Source organism: Lamprobacter sp., assembly GCF_034860625.1.
In the GTDB taxonomy this organism is placed as follows: Bacteria; Pseudomonadota; Gammaproteobacteria; order Chromatiales; family Chromatiaceae; genus Lamprobacter.
This window is the reverse complement of sequence record NZ_JAYESN010000444.1, coordinates 1-1,769: the sequence shown is the minus strand read 5'-3', so window position 1 is coordinate 1,769 and position 1,769 is coordinate 1. Positions and strand designations below refer to the sequence as shown.

Genomic DNA, 1,769 nt, shown 5'->3' with positions numbered 1-1,769 from the left:
GCCTGTTCGATCAACTGCGGGCGGACAATCCAGCGCCGACCGGCGTGGACCAGGATCAACATCTCGAGCGGTTGCTCGAGCACGCCCAGACGATCCTCGATCGCTGCCTGTTCATCTGCTTCTGCGAAGACACCCGTCTGTTGCCGGCCAAGGTCTTGACCCAAGCGCTCAATGCCAAGTCCGAGGGTTTCGTGCGGGTCTCGCGCTGGCAGCAGCTCTGCGGGCTGTTCAACGCAGTGGACACGGGCGATGCGGAGATGCAGATCAATGCCTACAACGGCGGTCTGTTCGCCCATGATCCGGAGCTGGAGGCGTTATCGGTCTCCGATGCCAGTCTCGACGGGATCGCTGTCCTGGCCGGCTATGACTTCGAGACCGATCTCAACGTCAACATCCTTGGCCATATCTTCGAGCAGTCGATCACCGATCTTGAACTGATCCGCGCCCGCATCCGTGGCGAGCCTGATCAGGCCCGAGCCGACCCGCAGCGCTCAAGGCGCAAGCGCGACGGCATCTTCTACACCCCGGAGCTGATCACCCGCTTCATGGTCGAGCGCACCATCGGCGGCTGGCTGAAGGAACGCTGGGCCGAGCTCGAGGCCAAGCATCGCACCGGCAAGCCGGGACCGATGGCAAATGAGACACGGCTGAAGGTGCTGCTCGACTACCTGGAGGTTCTCAAGCACATCAAGATCCTCGATCCAGCCTGTGGCTCCGGCGCCTTCCTGGTCGCGGCCTTCGATTTCCTGCTCGCCGAATACGAGCGCGTCAATGCCGAGATCGCTGCACTGACCGGCTCCCCGCGGCAGCTCGGGTTGTTCGATCTCAGCCGACAGATCCTGCAGCAGAACCTGTTTGGGGTGGATCTGAACCCGGAGTCGGTCGAGATCACCAAGCTCTCGCTCTGGCTCAAGACCGCCCAGCGGGACAAACTGCTGAACAACCTGGATGCCAACATCCGTTGCGGTAATTCCTTGGTGGAGCCGCCCGGCGAGCATGCGCCCGAGGTCTTGCGCGAGGCCTTCGCGCAACTGCCGGCGGACAGTCGCGCGTTTGATTGGCGGACAGCCTTCCCCGAGGTCTTCGCTCGTGGCGGTTTCGATGTGGTGATCGGCAATCCACCCTATGTGCGGCAGGAGGCCCTGGGGCCGTTGAAGCCCTATCTGGCGCAGTGCTACGCCAGCTACAGCGGTGTCGCCGATCTCTATGTCTATTTCTACGAGCGCGGCCTGAACCTGCTCGCGCCGCACGGCAAGCTCTCCTACATCGTCACCAACAAGTGGATGCGCGCCGGCTATGGCGAGCCGTTGCGGCGACTGTTCAGCGAGCAGGCACGGCTTGAGGAGATTTTGGATTTCGGTCATGCGCCGATCTTCGAGGATGCCGATACCTTTCCCTGCATCATCGTGGCGCAGCGGCGAGTGGATGCTGTGACCGTGACCGACACCACGACCGCAGCAGCGACAGCAGCAACAGCGATAGGAGCAGCGGCGACAGGGGCAGAAGCGGCAGGAGTAGGAGCGACAGGAGCCGCAGCGGCAGCAACGCTATCATCCACGGACGAGGCCAAGGCAACACCGATGGTCAGCGTCTGCATCGTGCCCCGAGACCGGTCGGCTGAGCTGTCGCTCGACAACTACGTCCACGAGCACGCCTATCCGGTGCCTTGGAGTCGCTACAGCGCCGAGCCCTGGAGCCTGGAGCCGCCAGAGGTCGATACGCTGATGCAGCGTATCCGTGAGCGCGGGGTGCCATTAGCCGAGTTCTTG

1 protein-coding gene is annotated in these 1,769 nt (G+C 63.0%); it reads left to right on the top strand.

Annotated elements, in window-relative coordinates; genetic code table 11:
- Positions 1-1,769 (top strand): Eco57I restriction-modification methylase domain-containing protein (locus VBE63_RS28675; RefSeq protein ID WP_323686386.1); only part of this gene is annotated, 1,769 nt, incomplete at both ends.